At 65.8% G+C, this 16,233-nt stretch carries 13 protein-coding genes, 1 tRNA gene and 1 pseudogene; 8 read left to right on the plus strand and 7 right to left on the minus strand.

Annotated elements, in window-relative coordinates:
- Window positions 1-87 precede the first annotated feature (87 nt).
- Complete coding sequence (locus MFF64_RS11430; RefSeq protein WP_238190822.1) at window positions 88-1,008, plus strand: hypothetical protein; 921 nt, start codon at window positions 88-90, stop codon at window positions 1,006-1,008.
- On the opposite strand, the gene MFF64_RS11435 is transcribed toward MFF64_RS11430, so the two are convergent.
- From MFF64_RS11435 to MFF64_RS11445, 3 genes are all read right to left on the minus strand, one after another.
- Window positions 999-1,730, minus strand: coding sequence for a Crp/Fnr family transcriptional regulator (locus tag MFF64_RS11435; protein WP_238190825.1), 732 nt, complete (start codon window positions 1,728-1,730; stop codon window positions 999-1,001). The two genes, MFF64_RS11430 and MFF64_RS11435, sit on opposite strands and share 10 nt — an antisense overlap.
- Before the next feature lie 251 nt (window positions 1,731-1,981).
- A complete protein-coding gene (locus MFF64_RS11440; RefSeq protein WP_099900948.1) occupies window positions 1,982-2,389 on the minus strand; it encodes a hypothetical protein in 408 nt (135 codons plus the stop codon).
- An 89-nt stretch (window positions 2,390-2,478) separates the two neighbouring features.
- Complete coding sequence (locus MFF64_RS11445; RefSeq protein WP_133123249.1) at window positions 2,479-2,670, minus strand: hypothetical protein; 192 nt, start codon at window positions 2,668-2,670, stop codon at window positions 2,479-2,481.
- A 681-nt stretch (window positions 2,671-3,351) separates the two neighbouring features.
- On the opposite strand from MFF64_RS11445, the gene MFF64_RS11450 reads away from it, so the two are divergent.
- Together MFF64_RS11450 and MFF64_RS11455 are read left to right on the plus strand one after the other, a co-directional pair.
- Window positions 3,352-3,849 (plus strand): antitoxin Xre/MbcA/ParS toxin-binding domain-containing protein, encoded by a 498-nt coding sequence (locus MFF64_RS11450; RefSeq protein ID WP_238190827.1) that lies wholly within the window; start codon window positions 3,352-3,354, stop codon window positions 3,847-3,849.
- Entirely contained in the window at window positions 3,833-4,759 is a 927-nt protein-coding gene (locus tag MFF64_RS11455) for an RES family NAD+ phosphorylase (protein ID WP_238190829.1), read from the plus strand. The genes MFF64_RS11450 and MFF64_RS11455 overlap by 17 nt, the downstream gene beginning before the upstream one ends.
- Window positions 4,760-5,164: 405 nt before the next feature.
- Here MFF64_RS11455 and MFF64_RS11460 read toward each other — a convergent pair.
- Both MFF64_RS11460 and MFF64_RS11465 read right to left on the minus strand, forming a co-directional pair.
- Window positions 5,165-5,812 (minus strand): annotated as a pseudogene (locus MFF64_RS11460) (DsbA family oxidoreductase); the annotation flags it as partial.
- 620 nt (window positions 5,813-6,432) lie between these two features.
- A tRNA-Gln gene (locus tag MFF64_RS11465) sits at window positions 6,433-6,507 on the minus strand.
- 166 nt (window positions 6,508-6,673) lie between these two features.
- Between MFF64_RS11465 and MFF64_RS11470 the strand changes: the two genes are divergently transcribed.
- Both MFF64_RS11470 and MFF64_RS11475 read left to right on the plus strand, forming a co-directional pair.
- Complete coding sequence (locus MFF64_RS11470) at window positions 6,674-7,429, plus strand: SDR family oxidoreductase (protein WP_099904550.1); 756 nt, start codon at window positions 6,674-6,676, stop codon at window positions 7,427-7,429.
- Between the two features lie 186 nt (window positions 7,430-7,615).
- The gene (locus MFF64_RS11475; protein ID WP_099904552.1) at window positions 7,616-9,229 is read left to right on the plus strand and encodes a peptide chain release factor 3; all 1,614 of its coding nucleotides are present in this window, start codon (window positions 7,616-7,618) and stop codon (window positions 9,227-9,229) included.
- 57 nt (window positions 9,230-9,286) lie between these two features.
- Here MFF64_RS11475 and MFF64_RS11480 read toward each other — a convergent pair whose 3' ends face one another.
- Together MFF64_RS11480 and MFF64_RS11485 are read right to left on the minus strand one after the other, a co-directional pair.
- Window positions 9,287-9,739, minus strand: coding sequence for a response regulator (locus MFF64_RS11480; RefSeq protein ID WP_099904554.1), 453 nt, complete (start codon window positions 9,737-9,739; stop codon window positions 9,287-9,289).
- 159 nt (window positions 9,740-9,898) lie between these two features.
- The gene (locus MFF64_RS11485) at window positions 9,899-10,369 is read right to left on the minus strand and encodes a BLUF domain-containing protein (RefSeq protein ID WP_099904556.1); all 471 of its coding nucleotides are present in this window, start codon (window positions 10,367-10,369) and stop codon (window positions 9,899-9,901) included.
- A gap of 231 nt (window positions 10,370-10,600) precedes the next feature.
- Between MFF64_RS11485 and MFF64_RS11490 the strand changes: the two genes are divergently transcribed.
- The 3 genes from MFF64_RS11490 (at window position 10,601) to MFF64_RS11500 (ending at window position 16,022) form a co-directional block, all read left to right on the plus strand.
- The gene (locus MFF64_RS11490) at window positions 10,601-11,974 is read left to right on the plus strand and encodes a flagellar hook protein FlgE (RefSeq protein ID WP_238190832.1); all 1,374 of its coding nucleotides are present in this window, start codon (window positions 10,601-10,603) and stop codon (window positions 11,972-11,974) included.
- Window positions 11,975-12,339: 365 nt separating this feature from the next.
- Window positions 12,340-14,211, plus strand: coding sequence for a flagellar hook-associated protein FlgK (flgK, locus tag MFF64_RS11495; protein WP_238190834.1), 1,872 nt, complete (start codon window positions 12,340-12,342; stop codon window positions 14,209-14,211).
- A 14-nt stretch (window positions 14,212-14,225) separates the two neighbouring features.
- Window positions 14,226-16,022, plus strand: a complete 1,797-nt coding sequence (locus tag MFF64_RS11500; protein WP_099903881.1) for a flagellin — start codon at window positions 14,226-14,228, stop codon at window positions 16,020-16,022.
- The last annotated feature ends 211 nt before the right edge of the window (window positions 16,023-16,233 follow it).

A 16,233-nucleotide genomic window follows, 5' to 3' on the forward strand; every position in this document is an offset into this window, starting at 1 on the left:
CAAACGCCGACACTGCACTAACTTTGAACTTGGACCACCTCGTGGGGGCCGATCACACCGGCTCCTTGGCGTTACGCGACGGACGAGGTGCAGGGGCACTTCGCCTTCGAGGCCCTGGAAGCGCTCGGCCCGGTCGTCGGCTTCACGGCGTGGTGCTCGGCCGAGATCAGCGCCAAGGCTTACGCCAGCGGCAACCCGCTCCCGTGGCTCCGGAAGCGCATCGCGGACGCCCTGAGCAAGATCGGCGGCGTCGAGTTCATCGCGGTCCTGGAGGAGGAGTGGAGCAGCGCCAAGGGCACCTACCGGCTCCACCTTCACGGCATTCTCGGGATCGACGGATCGAAGCGCCGCCTACTGGCGAAGGTCCGGAAGGCGCTCCGGCGTGCCATGGGATCGTGGAACGGGGAGGCCCGGAAGCACCAGATCAGGTTCTCGCACGACCTGGACTGCGGGTGGGCCTCCTACTGCACCAAGCGGACGTGGCTCGCCCTGCCCGGTATCCGGCGCCTGTTCGCGAGTGCCCCGATGCACTCTTCGTTCCGGCTGTCGTTCGACGGCCCGGTGATGACGATGACGAACGGCGTGCGGGAGCTGGCGAAGGAGCTGCACCAGGAAGCCCGCCGCGCCGTCCAGGAGGCCCGTAAGCGGCCGATCGCGGTTGAGCTGCCCCAGACTACCCCGGAAGCCGCGGCGCCCGTCAGCGAGTCCCTGGACGCGCCGGCTCGTGCCACGAGGTTCCGTAGTCGGCCTACTAAGATGCCGATGACGCCGCTCCCCATCCCGATCGTTACGATCGTCGGCACGCCGATCATAACGATCAGCGAGATCTGGAAGGCGTCGATCGGGAACTCGCTCCCGACCACGTCCCGCAGTTCGTGGCCCATGCCTGCCCGGGCGCCGCGGCCGGTCCTCGCCGTCCAGGTCATGCCGATCGCGACCGGGGACCGGCTCCCGGCCGACGCTCGCTCGCGGGGACCGCCCGGCAGTAGCTGGTCTCGTCATGCGTAGTGCGGAGGCGGCTTGTCCCTGAAGGGGCCGATCAGGCGCTCATACTCGGCTTCAGCGGGGCCATAGCTCTTGCCGGCAAGGTCATAGAGTATCCCACGATCCCGGATAATGATCCGGGCGCGCTTGGCGCGAATGGCACCAAGCCCTTCGAGCGCCTGCATCGCGAGCGTCACGCCGGCTCGCTGAGCCGCCAGCATGATGGACAAGAAGTCGTGGGTGAGCGGCACCTCGTCCCCTTCCAGCCGGTCATGAGCCATCAGGATCCAGCGTGCCAGACGCTCCTCGACCGAGAACGCGGCGTTCGCCATGGCCGTCTGGCCCAGGGTCATCATGGCCACGTAAGCGTATCGCAACAACAAGGCGTGCAAGGCCGGGCTGCGCTCGATCGCGTGGCGTAGGGCCTCAACCCTGATCCGCAGCCAAGGACCGCCGACTTCAACCTGGACCTCATGTGGGGAGCGATCCGAGCCGAGAACGGTGGCGACGCTGATCATGCTCTCGAAGCCGAAGCAGCCCACCTCGATCCTGCGGCCCTCACCCGTGACCACGAGATCCGACGACAGGCCGCCTTCGGGGAAGTAGGCGAATTCCAGAGGCTCGCCGATTGAGATGAGAACCTCGCCCTTGTGAACGTCCACGCGCTCGCAATCGGCAAGAAGGCGTTCCAGTTCGCCCTGAGGTAGCGCCTGAAGTAGGCGGTTGCGCGTCGTCGACAGCTTCATCAGCGCTCTGCCTCCCTGCGCCAGCGGGCAAGAGCTAAGCCCACCGTCTCACTGTGAGAGAGGTTCGCCACGAAGCGCAAGCATGACGAGGTCTCCGTGCTCGCCGTCCAGATCGTGCCGATAGCGATTGGGGAGCCGTTCCGGTCCCCGGACGACGCTCGCTCGCGGGGCCCGCCCCGGAGCCCCGTAAATTTGCTTGTTGCCGACGTGGGCCGCCCGCGCTGCCGGTGTTCAGTCACTACTGACCGATTTTACCGCGTCCGCACCCGGCCTTGCCCGAAGGCTTGCTCGTAGGTGAGGTCCCCGAACACGAACTGCCCGCGCTGGCCGTTGCTGAGCGCCACGATCGCCGATCCGGTCATGAAGCCGGGCTGCCGCGTCACGATCGCCTCACCCCGCACCCGGGCACCGCACGTCACCGGCATCACGATCGTGGGGTTGGGGTCGCGCACCGACCACGTGCCGGTGCATCGAATCGAGCCCGGGAAGGCCACCCAGAACTCGCCCAAGCCGTGCCTGTAGCCTGTAGCCTGCCCGGCCGCGGCGATGCCGTTCGTGAGCTGCCCGGTGACCGGGATGGCGAAGATCGGCGCCGGCTGGGCGTTCGCCGCGCCTGTCAGCAGCGCTGGCAAGAGACTGAGGTATGCGAGCTTCTTCATCTAGTGCGGGTAGCGAGCCCCGCTCAGGTTGTCACCGCAGCGACAGGAAAATCCTGTGAGCTGCTCGGGTGCCGAGTTGCCGGTATGGGTCAGTCGTTCATCGCCGTCATGGTGACGGCTTCCAGAGCGAGGAGAGCGGCGAGCACCCGCGGCCCGGCGTCTTTATCGTCTGTCCTGAAAGGCTCGAGAGCGGCGCGCAGTAGCCGTTTCGCATCGCGCTCTGGAGCAGGATCGAACACATGGGGAACGATGCCGTGACGGGAGGGCAAAGAGACCGTCATGCTCCGGCCGTGGCACACGCCTGACCGTTACGACTCGGCGCTTCCAGAAGCTCGATGATCTGGCTTAAATTCTTGGTTTTTATGAGAAAACAACAAAATGGCTCTCCGCCGGGGTGTTCGGTCAGGTTCGAGCATCGCATGAAGCCACATCGCAGTTGGTTGTTCGAAAATGGTTTCTGCAATTTTTACCCCATTCGGTGGTCCACTAATGTTCTGTCTGTTACATACGATTGCCGGATCTAGGTCGACGAACTCTGGAAAATCGCGTAAATGGTATCATGAGATGCTTATAACATTGCCAATCTCACAATTTTGAAAACTAACTTGCATCTATAAAGTTTATATTTATTCATCACAATGAGTCATATTACAAAATCATTTGTATTTATTACAAGTAATCATGCCATATGTGTGATTATAACGTATTTAACAGCGGACATATCAGGAATTTTCAACGCCTCGTATAACTTAGCAGCATGGTCTGCTGACGCCTCAGCTAAGTGAGCGCGGACGACTCTAATTCGGAGTTCAAATAAATGACGCTAAGTCAGATTTCGTTTCGCCGGCCTTCCATGATCGTCTCTGATCCGCAATTTGACATCATGTCGCACCCTATTGCGGTTTGGTCCAATTAAGCGTTAACTAGTCGTTAACCTTTATGAACGAGCGTTAGGAGCTAGCATGAACGTCGTAAGTGGCTTTGTCGATGGGACTTGGATGGAGTATCCGATGACATCTTCGCCTAATATGTCCGATTTTGAAACAGGGGATGCTAGTCAGTTGAGTGTTTTCGACGAGGTTGATACTATAGCCCAACGCAAGGCCAGCACTGGAGATATTGATTTCAGCCTACCTGCTCGAGTCATACCTGATTTCGAGAATCAGGGGGTTTGGCCTCAAGAAATTGAAACAATAATTGGGCCTAGGGATCGGCTCTTGAGAGCTGTCAACGCCTTAGAAGATCTTGATCCTGATCAAACCGATCGAGCCGCAAGACTTGCGCATATAGTTAGTCTTGCCGAGAAGATATTTGGCAGGAAAGAGAAGGCGTTCGTATGGCTTCGGCTGAACAATAGGACTTTGGGCAACAAGTCTCCATTTGACATCTTGCATAGAGAGTCGGGTGCCAGAATGGTCGAAGAGGCCTTAATGCGGATCTCCTATGGCATCCCAGTCTAGCAGTCAGACCTTTTTTGTCTGGAGATTGTCCAGTTATCAAGATGTTAGCGGCCGAGGCGGCTTGATCGCCTCTGGCCGTTGGCACACAAGGCCTCGGGCTGTTCTCTATTGTGCGGATGAGCCTCACACGGCTTTATGTGAGATACTTAAGCAGGTTGGGTCCATATTCCTTATGCCTGATGATTACAAGCTGCTGAAGATAAGCGTTCCGGCGGGGGCTAAGATCGAAGTTGTAGATGAGAAAGCGCTCAGTGAGGGGTGGAGCCAAGATGGCGTTCCTGGTTGGGAGTTGTGTCAGCCTATCGGTGACGAATGGATTAAATCTTGCAGAACCGCCATACTGAAAGTTCCTTCGGCTGCGCGTCCAGGAAGTTATAATTATTTAATCAATTCATCGCATCGTGATGCCGATTACGTAGAAATTGTTGAAGTTTACCATCAGCCTTTTCCCGAAAATATCCACCATCCGGCTACCAAGGGTGGCGCAGAGGACGCCAGCACGGATGTGCGCGATGGTCGTGGTGATGGCCGCATCCCTGCCCAAGATGATAGGGCGCCGGCACGTGAAATTGTTCGCGCGTTCGTAGAAGATGCTTCTGGTAGGCGGCAGTGGCGACTGCCCTACAAGGGCGAGATCGAAGGAATAGTCGGAGACGCTATCGAGATTACTTTCAATCTGGTTCGGGGAGAGGAGGCCTTTACAGGTTTCATTGCGCAGGGATCTGACATTTCGCACACCCTTGGAAAAGAGGAGATGAAGAAGATATTTGGGCTTTACGAGTTGCACGATATGAATGGTGCTATATTTACCGCGATTCCGTGTGACGTCACGTCGGACAGCAGCCTATTGGCAGACCGAAGTGGGCGGGTGTTGCATGAAGATGAAGATAAGAACGATCCTGACAATTGAACATATACTATTTGAAGCAAGTAGTAAAATTTGCTTGAGACAGGCGAGTTACAATGGATGCGCGCTTTCTATTTGTTGCCGGTGGCATCGGTGGCATCGGTGGCTCGCTGTTCGTCCTGTGAAGCGCGCCCCAAAGTCTATGCCGGTCAAAGCTCTGAGAGTCACAGCGCCGTAAGATCACTCGGTAAGCTTGTAGAGCCCCCGATAATCGAAGGCTCTCGGACATTCCCGGGAAGCGCCGAGGTCGTCGGCGATTCGCCTGCAGCCCCTCAGAAGCGGTCACAGAGCCATCTGGGTGGACTCAAAGAAATTTTGCCAAGGGCTAAGGGAGATCTTGCTTGGACCGACGCAGCTTTACGAGGCTCTACGAGCTCGTGCCGATCAGGATCATGTAGGCGCGTGAGGTCAGCGCAGGTGGGCGGGCGTCATCGACGTCATGGAGCAACTCCGCGCGCGGCGAGTATCATCGGCGACGTCCGTCAGCCATCGTGTCTTTTCTGAAGCGCCCCCTACCCACCGCTCGGTCGACTGTGCTCCTGAGATCGCCCACCGGCGGTCGACGATGAAGAATGGCACACCCGCGACCCGCATGTCGGTGGCCTGCTGCTCCACCGCATTGACGAGCTGTCTCAGCTGTTCGTTGCAGAGCGCATTATCGACGACATCGCGGCCGAGCCCGGCTCAGAGCTTGATCCGGCGCAGAACCTCGGGATCGCCGACATCCCAACCCTCCTCGAAGTAGGCATGGAACAAGGCGTCTACGACCGGGTCGGCCCGTCTATGCTGCGACGCCGCCGCGATCAGCATGTGGGCCCGCCGCGTGCTCGGCGTGCGCGTCATCCTCTCGAACGCGAAATCGATGCCCTCGTGCCGATCGATCTCAGCCATTTGCGTGTCGAGCTGCGCGCTGCGCTCCGCCCCGAACTTGCGGGCGCGATATAGTGCGCGTCCCGTGTCGGCGGCCGGAATGTCGGGGTTCAACTCGAACGGCAGCCACTCGATCGCGGTGCTCTCGCGCAGGCAGAGCTGGTCGAAGGCACGCTCGAACCGTCGCTTGCCGACGTAAAATCACGGGCAGATAACGTCGGAGAACATGGAGATGGTCAGCGGCATGGCATGCTCCTGATCGTTCAAGGCATGGCTGCTTGCGATCCCAAGCTCCAGCCTTCTCGGTCTGCATCTGGAGCGTGCCCAAGATGCGCCGGGAGCGTCCCTGAGCGGCTCAGGAGGAACGTAGCTGCGTTGCGAAGTGCCAGCCGGTGAGCTTCTCAGTGGGTCGAATCTGTCGGCGCACGCGTGCACTCTGACCACCGGAGATCAGCATCTTTACAGCTTGCGGCATGCTTCTCACCGTGGACTGATAAACGGCGCCGATCTTCGAAGCTGATGCAGCTCGCCAACCTTTGCTGATCGAGCTCGACGGCGATTCACCAACCACAGTTTGACGATCAGCCCCCTCACCGCCGCGCCCGCCCACGCGGGCAGCGCTATCCGCGGCATGCTCAGCTTCTTGGTCAACTGCCACTTCCCAGGCTCAGCCACCACCGCAACGCACGTAGGCGGGGCAGTCATTGCACTCCGGCCGTGGCACGCGACTGACTGTTACGACTCGCCGCCTCCTGAAAGCCGGCAATCTGGCCTAAGTGCTTGATTCTTATAGAAATCACGTGAAATGGCTGGGGCGCCAGGATTCGAACCTGGGAATGGCGGTACCAAAAACCGCTGCCTTACCGCTTGGCGACGCCCCAACGCGCGGCTGGCGCTTCCATAGCCGGGTGGGGCGGTGCTGGCAACCGGGGCGTTGCGGTTCGGGGCGCGGGCGGTGGTTGGAGGGGCTTTCGGGCTCGTGTATGCCGGGAGCCGCGAACGGCTTCGAGAGCCGCAACCATCAGCGACAGGGGGAGGAGAGGGCCGATGAGCACGCAGAAGGTCGCGCTGGTGACCGGGGCTGGTTCGGGGGTGGGCCGCGCGGTGGCGCTCGGGCTCGCGGAGGCCGGGTACGACGTGGTGCTGTCGGGGCGGCGCCCTGAGCCGCTGCAGGCGGTGGCGGCCGAGATCGAGGCCAAGGGCCGGCGGGCGCTCGCGCAGCCGACCGATATCGGTGACGAGGCCTCGGTGGCCGAACTGTTCCGCCGCCTCGAGGAGACGTTCGGCCGCCTCGACGTCCTCTTCAACAATGCCGGCATCGGCGCGCCGCCGGTGGAGCTCGACGAACTGCCGGTCGCGACCTGGAAGGCGGTGGTCGACACCAACCTCACCGGCGCCTTCCTGTGTACCCAGGGCGCGTTCCGGCTGATGAAGAAGCAGCAGCCGCGCGGCGGACGCATCATCAACAACGGCTCGATCTCGGCTCACGTGCCGCGGCCGTTCTCGGCGCCCTACACCGCCACCAAGCACGCCATCACCGGGCTGACCCGCTCGACCTCGCTCGACGGGCGCGCCCACGACATCGCCTGCGGCCAGGTCGATATCGGCAACGCCGCCACCGACATGACCGTGCGCATGCAGCAGGGCGTGCCCCAGCCCGACGGCTCGACCCGGCCCGAACCGACCATGGACGCCAAGCACGTCGCCGACGCGGTGGTCTACATGGCGAGCCTGCCGCTCGACGCCAACGTGCAGTTCATGACCGTCATGGCGACCAAGATGCCGTTCATCGGCCGCGGCTGAGAAGGGCAGGGGGCTTTCGGGAAGCCCCGGGGCTCTGGCCCTCCGGCGCCGGGTTGGGGTAGAGAGGCGGCGTGGGCGCTGACGCGGCGCCCACGCCTCCCCATATGGGGATCATCCTCCCTCACCGACGACCGGGGCCCTCGCGGACCCGGGACAGATTCCGGGCCCGGGCCTGAACACACTCCCATGCTGATGCAGACAGACGCCCCGCGCGCCCCCGCCGATCCGGTCGCCCGGCGCCGCACCTTCGCGATCATCTCGCACCCGGACGCCGGCAAGACCACGCTGACCGAGAAGCTGCTGCTGTTCGGCGGCGCGATCCAGCTCGCCGGCGAGGTCAAGGCCAAGCGCAACCGTGTCTCGACCCGCTCGGACTGGATGGGCATCGAGAAGGAGCGCGGCATCTCGGTCGTCACCTCGGTGATGACCTTCGAGTACGGCGACTGCGTCTTCAACCTGCTCGACACGCCGGGCCACGAGGACTTCTCGGAGGACACCTACCGGACGCTGACCGCGGTCGATTCCGCCGTGATGGTGATCGACGCGGCCAAGGGTATCGAGGCGCGCACCCGCAAGCTGTTCGAGGTCTGCCGTCTGCGCGACATCCCGATCGTCACCTTCGTCAACAAGCTCGACCGCGAGTCCCGCGACCCCTTCGATCTCCTCGACGAGATCGAGAAGACGCTCGCCCTCGACGTCGCGCCGGTCACCTGGCCGATCGGGCGCGGCCGGAGCTTCGCCGGCACCTACGACCTCCTGCGCCGCCGGGTGCGCCGGCTCGATGCGGCGGACGATGCCGGCACGGTGCCGGTCTCCGGCCTCGACGACCCGCTCTTCGACACCCTCCTGCCCGAGGCCGGCGACGCCGCGACCTGGCGCGAGGAGGCGGAACTGGCGGAGGGCGGCTGCAAGCCGTTCGATCTCGCGGCCTTCCGCGAGGGCCACCTGACCCCGGTGTTCTTCGGCAGCGCGCTGCGCAATTTCGGCGTGCGCGACCTGATCGACGGGCTCGCCGAGGTGGCGCCGCCGCCGCGGGGCCAGGATGCCGACACCCGGGCGGTCGCACCGACCGAGCCGAAGATGACCGGCTTCGTGTTCAAGATCCAGGCGAACATGGACCCGAACCACCGGGACCGCATCGCCTTCATGCGGGTCTGCTCGGGCAAGCTCAGCCGCGGCATGAAGGCGCGGCTGGTGCGCACCGGCAAGCTGATCTCGCTCTCGGCACCGCAATTCTTCTTCGCCCAGGACCGCGCCATCGCGGACGAGGCCTTTGCGGGCGACGTGGTCGGCATCCCCAACCACGGCACGCTGCGCATCGGCGACACGCTGACCGAGGGCGAGGAGCTGGTCTTCCGCGGCGTGCCGAGCTTCGCGCCCGAGATCCTGCGCCGGATCAAGCTCACCGACGCGATGAAGGCCAAGAAGCTGCGCGAGGCCTTGCAGCAGATGGCCGAGGAGGGGGTGGTGCAGCTCTTCCTGCCGCAGGACGGCTCGGGCGCGATCGTCGGCGTCGTCGGCGCGCTGCAGCTCGACGTGCTGAAGGAGCGGCTCCAGGCCGAGTACGGCCTGCCGATCGACTACGAGCCGACCCGCTTCACCATCTGTCGCTGGATCGAGTCGGAGGACCAGGTCGAGCTCGACAAGTTCATCGGCTCGCACGGCTCGTCGATGGCGAGCGACCTCGACGGCGCGCCGGTCTTCATGGCGACGACGGGCTTCTCGCTCCGCTACGAGGAGGAGCGGGCGCCCGCGATCCGCTTCACCGACGTCAAGGACTACCAGAAGCGGCGGGCGTGAGGGCCAGCCGGCGCCTGCCCCGAAAGGCCCGCACGGAGCCGGGGGCGGCGCCGGTCTTCAGAGCTTGCCGAGCAGCGGGAAATCGACGTTGAGGCTCGAGATCGGGCCCACTGGCGTCTCGCGCTTGCGCGGCCGGCCGTTGAGCACCTGCTTCAGCTTCGTCTTCAGGAGCGACAGGTCGAACGGCTTGAGGATGAAGGCGTCGGCCCCGGCGAGGTGCGCCACGTTGATGTCCTCGAAGCTGAACGACGTCTCGGTCAGGATGAACGGCATGTTCATCAGCTGGTCGTCGGCCCGGATCTCGCGCAGGAGCTGGATCCCGTCCATCGGCTCCATCTCGAGATCGGAGATCACCAGGCCGTAGCGCTTGATGCGCAACTGCTCGAGCGCCTGCGGCCCGTCGGTCACGCCTTCGACCTCCGGGAAGCCGAGGCGGTTCATCAACTCGGTCACCAAGCGGACGAGTTTGACCTGGTCGTCGACGATCAGGATCGGGGGTGCTTCGCTCATCGGAACCAGCCAGCGGGGTTAGGTTTCATGACGGATCACCGGGGTCTCCCGGCGGATCCCAGGCAGGCTTCGCAACGACGGTAGCCGGGTCGCGCTGAGGGCCTGCGACGAAACGGAAAGCCTGGGCAGCCGACGCGTTGACCTGCCAACGCGAGCCGCTCAGACGAACAGATGGTCGATGCCCTGCTTGGCCATGGTGTCGGCCTGAAGGGCCTGGGCGAGCGCGTGGATCGTGCTCGCCTTCGGGGTGCCGCGCTGGAGCATCGGCGCCAGGTTGGCCTTCTGGAACAGGGCGTCGTTGGCCGGGGTGCGCAGGACATACGCGAACGACGTGACGAACTCGCGCTTGGCGATCTCGCGCCACTCGACGATGTGCACGTCGCGGTGGCGGATGTCACCGCTGATCCGCTGGAACGTCTCCTGCACCGACATCCGCTCCCCTTCGAGGATCTGGATGAAGTAGCCCTGATCGACGATCAGCAGGCTGGTGATGACCGAGAACTCGTTCTTCTTCTGCGCATGCCGGGCGATGTCTGCGACCTGGCGGGCGCGCTCCCGCGGCTCGGCGGAGAGCTGGGCGCGCGAGAAGTAGATCAGGTGAATGAGGCTGCTTCGCTTGCTCGTGCGCATGTCCCTGGTCCCACCGCGGTCCAGAAGGGCAGCTAAGGCCAAGAGGTTCAACAGCGCGTAAACATGGCCCCTCGCATCCCGCGGCAGTTTTTGCCGCAGGGGCCCGGCCGCACCCGGCGGGTTTTGCCGCTCAGGCCTCCGAGCACCAAGCAAAATCAAGGGCTTGGCCGTGGCACACGGCTTGCGGATCATCCCCCGAGTGATCCTGACGGGATGTGGAGCCCTGGGAAGATGGATGTTTTCAGCGCGTTGCAGACCTCGGTCTCGGGTCTCAAGGCCCAGGCCTTCAGCCTCGAGAACATCTCGGGCAATATCGCGAACTCGCAGACCGTCGGCTACAAGCGGATCGACACCGACTTCGTCGACATGCTGGCCGAGCAGCCGGCCAAGCAGCAGACCGCCGGCTCGGTCGCGGCGTTCTCGCAGCTGACCAACAGCCTGCAGGGCAGCGTCGCGTCGACCGGCGTCCCCACCAACATGGCGCTCAGCGGCGACGGCTTCTTCACGGTGCAGACCGCCGGGAGCAATGGCGGCGGCACGCCGGTCTTCTCGGGCACCAACCTCTATACCCGCCGCGGCGACTTCTCTGTCGATCGGGACGGCTACCTCGTCAACGGCGCCGGCGCCTACCTCACCGGCCAGAGCCTCGACCCGGCGACCGGACAATCGACCGGCACCGGGCCGATCAAGGTCTCCGACGCGACCCTGCCGGCCAAGCCGACGACGGGCATCTCCTACGCGGCGAACCTGCCGAGCAACCCGACCACCGCCTCGGGCTCGGCGCTCCTCGGCACGCTCCCGGGCGGCGATCCCCGGGTGCTCACCGGCACCGCGACGACGCCCCCAACGGTGGTGGCCTCGGACTCGGCCACCTTCGTCAATTCCAGCGTCGCGGGCGGCGAGCTCACGGCCTATTCGGGCACCGGCACCCCGGTGAGCGTGCAGCTGCGCTGGGCCAAGGTCGCGAATGCCGACGCGACGGCCGGCACCAGCGATACCTGGAACCTGTACTACGCCAACCAGACCGCCACCGGAACCGCCTCGGGCACCTGGCAGAACGCTGGTACCGCCTTCACCTTCAACGGCAGCGGCCAGCTCACCGCCCCGACCGGCACCAGCCTCAGCATCCCCAACCTGACGGTGAACGGGACGAATCTCGGAGCGGTGGCGCTGAACTTCGGCACCGGCGGCCTGACCCAGTACGGCTCCGCGTCCGGCCAGGTGACCACCAACACGCTGCAGCAGAACGGCTACTCCGCCGGCACGCTCAACTCTCTGTCGGTGACAAGCGACGGCAAGCTCACCGGCACCTATTCCAACGGCAACAGCGTGGCTCTGGCCCAGGTCGGCGTCGCGCGGTTCAACGCGCCCAACGCCCTCAAGGCGGTCTCGGGTGGCAATTACGCCCAGACAGCGGAATCCGGCGAGCCGCTGACCGGGCTGTCCGGCACCACCATCGTCGGCGGCAATGTCGAGCAATCGAACACCGATACGGCCGGCGAGTTCTCCAAGCTCATCGTCACCCAGCAGGCCTACTCGGCCAACACCCGGGTGATGTCGACCGCCCAGCAGATGATGTCCGATCTCATCAACGTCATCCGTTAGAGCAAGGCCCTACAGCACGGCCTTATGGCCTTGCCTCGTTTTACCGGTCCTGACGCTGGAACTGCAACGGACCGTTAGTCACTTCCGTGGATACTGCAAAAGGCAGGATCCGTGAAGTGAGATCGTCGGTTTCGCGGCAAAAGGCTGCGACACGACAGCAATCCAGGCGGACGACGCGTCGGCGTGCCGATGCGGGTCCGCATCGCGGCGAACCCTCGGGTTCCGCCGCCCCGGACCCGGCCGGCTGCAAAAGGCGGCCCGACCGGTTCCGGCCCGCCCGCGAGATGCCGGCACGCGCAAGCCAGCCCCAAAAAGGGGTGCGGCGGCACGGCCCCGGTTCTCACCTCCCTACCCGGATCCGACCGATGTCCCTCAACGCCCTCAACACCTCGACCGCCGGACTGCAGGTGACGCAGGCGGCGATCGGCCTCGTGTCGCAGAACGTCGCCAATTCCGGCACTGCCGGTTACGTCAAGCGCGTCCTCAACCCCATCTCGACGCTCGGCAATTCCGGCGTCGCGACGGGGACGATCAGCCGGACCCTCGACGCGGTCTCGCTCAAGCAGTTGCGGCTCGAGACCGCCGGGGCGGCCTATACCGGGCTCTCCGCCAAGGTGCAGGGCCAGCTCGACGCCCTCTACGGCACCCCGGGGAGCAGCGCCGCCCTCGACGGGGTGATGAACAGCTTCACGCAATCGCTCCAGGCGCTGACGAGCGACCCGACCTCCGCCGCCTCGCGGGCGAGCGCGGTGAGCGCGGCCCGGACGGTCGCCACCTCGATCTCCGGCATCGCGCAAGGCGTGCAGGACCTGCGCACCGGCCTCGAAGCGCAGCTCGGCAGCGACGTCTCGTCGGCGAGCACGCTGCTGTCGCAGGTCGCCGCGCTCAACGGCAAGATCGCTGGCGCCTCGAAGAGCGAACCCGGCACCGCCGATCTCCTCGACCAGCGCGACCAGGCGATCAACACCCTGTCGCAATATCTCGACGTGCAGGTGAGCGACCAGGCCGACGGCTCGGTCACCCTGCTCACCGCCTCGGGCGCGACGCTGGTCGACCACGGCGCCGCAGCGAGCCTCGCCTTCGACGGCCGCGGCACCCTGAGCGCCGAGGCGCAGTATTCGGCCGATCCGAGCCGCCGCGGCGTCGGCACCGTGACCGCGACGACGCCGGCCGGCGCCAAGATCGACCTCGTCGCCACAGGGGCGATCCGCTCCGGCTCGATCGCCGCCGCGGTCTCCCTGCGCGACGACACCCTGGTCCAGGCCCAGCGCCAGCTCGACGACCTCGCGTCCGGCCTGTCGCGGTCCTTGAGCGACCGCCCGGCGACCGGCCAGGCAGCCGCCGCGGGCGGGCTCACCGGCTTCGACATCGACCTCACCGGGCTCCAGGCCGGCAACGCCGTGACGCTCGGCGTGCGTAACGCCGCGGGCATGGGGCGCAACCTGATCCTGATGCCGACGAACGGCGCCGCGCCCGACCCCATCGACCCGGGCCTTACTGACGACCCGACCGCCCTGGTCGTGCCGGTCGACATTTCCGGCGGGACCTCGACCCTCGCGGCCGGGATCGGCGCCGTGCTCGGCACCGGCTTCACGGTCACGGGCACGCCCGGTGGCGCCGCCGGCTCGGTGCGCATTCTGTCGGATCCGGCCGGCCTCGCGCTGACGGGCGCCAGCGCCTCCGTCACCGTGCCGACGAGCGCCACCGACACCAAGACCGGCAGCGGCCAGCTCGCGCTGTTCGTCGATGCCGGGACCGGCAACGGCGTGTTCACCGGCTCGTTCGAGGGCGGGTCGCACCTGACCGGCTTCGCCCAGCGCCTCGCCGTCAACCCGGCGGTCGCCGCCGATTCGTCCACCCTGGTGGATTACGCCGGGACGACGAGTTCTGGCGACACCGCCCGGCCGCAAGTCCTCGTGGACGCGCTGACCAACCGCACCCTGACCTTCTCGGCGGCGTGCGGCATCGGCGGCGTCAGCGCCCCGCGCTCCGCCACGGTGGTCGGCTTCGCCCAGTCGGTCATCGACGCGCGGGGCGCGGCCAGCGCCGAGGCGCAGGGGCTCGACGAGGGTCAGCAGATCGCCCTGTCCTCGGCCCAGAGCCGCTTCGGCAAGGAATCCGGCGTCAGCGTGGACGAGGAGATGTCCCGGCTGATCCAGCTCCAGACCGCCTACAGCGCCAATGCCCGGGTGCTGACGGCCGCCCGCGACATGCTCGACACCCTGCTCAGGATCTAAGGGGACCGCCCGCGATGACGATCGCTCCTTTCGCGGCCGGCACCGCCGCCGCCGACCTCAACACCCAGCGCCTCGTCGCCATGAAGACGTCGCTCGGCACGCTCTCGAACCAGATCGGCAGCGGCCGGACCGCCGAGACCTATGGCGGCCTCGGCAGCGGGCGCACCCAGAGCCTGTCGGCGCATGCCCAGATCAGCGCCCTCGACGGCTACATCGCCGCCGCCGGCACTGGCTCGACCCGGGTGGCTCTGGCCTCAGCCAGCGTGCAGCAGATCGCGACCCTGGGTTCCTCGGCCTGGAACAGCCTCGTCAGCGCGCGCACGGGCACCGGCACCACCGCCCGCTCGACCCTGCAGCAGGACGCGGCGGGCCAGCTCGGCGGCGCCCTCGACGCCCTCAACCAGAGCACCGGCGGCCAGTACATCCTGGGTGGCCGGGTCACCGACCGGGCGCCGGTGGAGAGCGCCGCCCGGATTCTCGACGGCGATCCCGCTTCCGGCCTCGACGGCGTGCGCACGCTCATCACCGAGCGCCAGTCCGCCGATCTCGGTACCGGTACGCCGAAGACCGGGCGGCTCGATCTCTCGGGCGCGGGCGCCAGCGTGAGCCTGTCCGAGAGCCAGTCCCCCGGCGTGCGGGCGAATTTCGGCTTCACCCTCGCGAGTGCCGTCAGCTCGAACCCGGCCGGCCTCTCGGTCGCGCTCCAGCCCGGGGCGCCCGCCACCGCCACCCTATCCTTCGCCACCCAACCGAGGGACGGCGACATCGTCCGGGTCACGGTCCAGAACCCGGACGGCAGCCAGGGCTTCGTCGACCTCACCGCCCGGATTGCGGGCAGCGGCGGGGACGACACCTTCACGATCGGGGCCGACGGGGCGGCGAGCGCGCAGAACCTCACCACGGCGCTCGCGGGCAAGACCGTCATCGGAATCCAGAGCGCGAACCCGCCGGGCGCGAGCGCGGCGCTCTCCGGCGGCACCCCGGCCTCCGCGACCGTGACGGTCGGAGCGGGGCTCCAGGCCGGCGACAGCGTGCAGATCACGGTGGGGCTTCGCGACGGCACCAGCAAGACCCTGAGCCTGAAGGCCGCCGCGGACAACACGACCGCCGGCACCTTCGCCATCGGCGCGAGCCCGGCCGACACGGCCGCCAACCTGCGGGCGGCGCTCGCGACCGCGCTCGACGCGACCGCCAAGACCGACCTCGCGGCGAGCTCCGCCACGCGGGCGGCGAGCGACTTCTTCGCCGGCTCGTCCTCTCCCGGCCTGAGCCCGCGCCGGGTCGCCACGGATGCGGCCGGCACCACCACCGGCTACGTCGCCGATCCGAGCGGCCGCACCCTGATCTGGTACAAGGGCGACGACACCTCCGCCGATCCGCGCCAGACCGCGACCGTGCCGGTCTCCGGCAACCGGACGGTGGCGATCGGCGTCCAGGCCAACGAATCGGCGTTCCGTGGGACGCTGAGCGGCCTCGCGGTCCTCGCCACCACGCCGTTCGACGACACCGACACCGACGGCACCCGCTTCGAGGCCTATTCGGGCCGGGTGCAGACCCTGCTCAAGCCCGGCGACGGCCAGCCCTCGGTGCAGGGCATCGCCTCGGAGCTGAGCCTCGCCTCGGCCCAGATCGACACCCAGACGAGCCAGAACAAAGCCACCAAGGCCGTGCTGCAGAAGACGCTTGACGGCGTCGAGTCGGTCTCGACCGAGGAAGCGGCGGCCAAGCTCCTGACCCTGCAGACGCAGCTGCAGGCGAGCTACCAGGCGACCTCGATGCTGTCGAAGCTGACGCTGACGAGTTATCTGTAATACCGCCACACCGTCGAACGCGTCCGTTCGAAGGCGCGGCGGTATCATTCCGGGCTCCGCTGCGCGGCTTCGGAACGACACGGTGGATCTCCCCGCAAGCGGTCTCGACTCAGGTCAAGTCCGACCGGCGTGGCCTTGCGGAGGCTGCTGCAAGCGGGAAGCGGTAGCGGGCGTGATGCCCGGCCGCTTCGATTGTGGTGGTGCCACTTGG

This window comes from Methylobacterium frigidaeris (genome assembly GCF_022179185.1).
Classification (GTDB): Bacteria; Pseudomonadota; Alphaproteobacteria; order Rhizobiales; family Beijerinckiaceae; genus Methylobacterium; species Methylobacterium frigidaeris.

What these genes read in the sequence shown, in the direction of transcription:
- MFF64_RS11435 (WP_238190825.1), bottom strand. Translation starts at nt 1,730, where the DNA reads ATGAAGCTGTCGACGACGCGCAACCGCCTACTTCAGGCGCTACCTCAG.
- MFF64_RS11440 (WP_099900948.1), bottom strand. Translation starts at nt 2,389, where the DNA reads ATGAAGAAGCTCGCATACCTCAGTCTCTTGCCAGCGCTGCTGACAGGC.
- MFF64_RS11445 (WP_133123249.1), bottom strand. Translation starts at nt 2,670, where the DNA reads ATGACGGTCTCTTTGCCCTCCCGTCACGGCATCGTTCCCCATGTGTTC.
- MFF64_RS11450 (WP_238190827.1), top strand. Translation starts at nt 3,352, where the DNA reads ATGAACGTCGTAAGTGGCTTTGTCGATGGGACTTGGATGGAGTATCCG.
- MFF64_RS11455 (WP_238190829.1), top strand. Translation starts at nt 3,833, where the DNA reads ATGGCATCCCAGTCTAGCAGTCAGACCTTTTTTGTCTGGAGATTGTCC.
- MFF64_RS11470 (WP_099904550.1), top strand. Translation starts at nt 6,674, where the DNA reads ATGAGCACGCAGAAGGTCGCGCTGGTGACCGGGGCTGGTTCGGGGGTG.
- MFF64_RS11475 (WP_099904552.1), top strand. Translation starts at nt 7,616, where the DNA reads ATGCTGATGCAGACAGACGCCCCGCGCGCCCCCGCCGATCCGGTCGCC.
- MFF64_RS11480 (WP_099904554.1), bottom strand. Translation starts at nt 9,739, where the DNA reads ATGAGCGAAGCACCCCCGATCCTGATCGTCGACGACCAGGTCAAACTC.
- MFF64_RS11485 (WP_099904556.1), bottom strand. Translation starts at nt 10,369, where the DNA reads ATGCGCACGAGCAAGCGAAGCAGCCTCATTCACCTGATCTACTTCTCG.
- MFF64_RS11490 (WP_238190832.1), top strand. Translation starts at nt 10,601, where the DNA reads ATGGATGTTTTCAGCGCGTTGCAGACCTCGGTCTCGGGTCTCAAGGCC.
- flgK (WP_238190834.1), top strand. Translation starts at nt 12,340, where the DNA reads ATGTCCCTCAACGCCCTCAACACCTCGACCGCCGGACTGCAGGTGACG.
- MFF64_RS11500 (WP_099903881.1), top strand. Translation starts at nt 14,226, where the DNA reads ATGACGATCGCTCCTTTCGCGGCCGGCACCGCCGCCGCCGACCTCAAC.